The following is a 1,160-nucleotide window of genomic DNA, read 5'->3' on the forward strand; positions in this document are numbered from 1 at the left end:
CCCCTCCCCGAGCAGGTCAGGCTCGCCCCCCGCACCGCCGCCGGGGGCTCGGTCGTCGACATCCCCGCGATCCCGTTCGGCATCACCGACCTCCCGGCCGTCCAGTCGCGCGAGCCCCTCGCCCTCGACCTCGCGTCCGGCGGCCACCTCTACCTGGCCGGCTCCGCCCAGTCCGGCCGCTCCACCGCGCTGCGCACCATCGCCGGATCCCTCGCGGGCGCCTGCTCCCCCTACGACGCGCACCTGTACGCCATCGACTGCGGCGCCAACGCCCTGCTGCCCCTGATCGGGCTGCCGCACTGCGGCGCCGTCGTCACCCGCGACCAGCTCGACCGCTGCGAACGGCTCCTCACCGCCCTGTCCGCCGAGGTCGCCCGCCGCCAGCAGCTCCTCGCCGAGGCCGGCTTCGCGTCCCTGGCCGAGCAGCGCGCCGCCGTCGCCGCCACCGACCGCCTCCCCTGGATGCTCCTCCTCCTGGACCGCTGGGAGGGCTTCCTCGGCGCGTTCGAGCACTACGACTACGGCCGCCTCGTCGACCAGACCCTCCGCCTCCTCCGCGAGGGCGCCGCCGTCGGCCTCCGCGCCGTCTTCACCGGCGACCGCTCCGGCCTCGGCGGCCAGGTCTCCACCGTCTTCGACCGCCGCCTCGTCCTGCGCATGTCCGACCCGAACGACTACGGCTACGCGGGCCTCCAGGAGAAGCAGGTCCCCGCCTCGATGCCGCCGGGCCGCGCCCTGGAGGCCGTCGCCCCCGGCGCGCCCCTCCGCGAATCCCAGATCGGCATCCTCGGCGACGACCCGTCCGGCACGTCCCAGGTCGCCGCCCTCCAGGAGATCGCCCGCCACGGCCTCGCCCGCTACGGCCGCCTGCCCCGCCGCCAGCGCCCCCTCCACGTGGACGAGCTGCCCGTCCGCGTCACCTACCGCGAGGCCATGTCCCTCGACGCCGACTTCCTCGCCCCTTCCGCCCTCTGGGCCCTCGTCGGCGTCGGCGGCGACACCCTCGCCCCGGTCGGCATCGACCTGCTCAACGAGGGCCCCGGCTTCACCGTCGCGGGCCCGCCCCGCTCCGGCCGCTCCACGACCCTCCGCACGATCGTCCACTCCCTCCTCGACCCCGCCATCGGCGGCGGCCTCGTCCCCGTCGTCCTGCTCACCCC

At 76.5% G+C, this 1,160-nt stretch carries 1 protein-coding gene; it reads left to right on the plus strand.

Annotated features, from left to right (window positions below; all coding sequences use genetic code 11):
- The coding region (locus E1298_RS47080; RefSeq protein WP_279499812.1) for an FtsK/SpoIIIE domain-containing protein at positions 1–1,160 on the plus strand (1,160 nt) is incomplete at both ends.

Source organism: Actinomadura rubrisoli (assembly GCF_004349215.1).
Classification (GTDB): domain Bacteria; phylum Actinomycetota; class Actinomycetes; order Streptosporangiales; family Streptosporangiaceae; genus Spirillospora; species Spirillospora rubrisoli.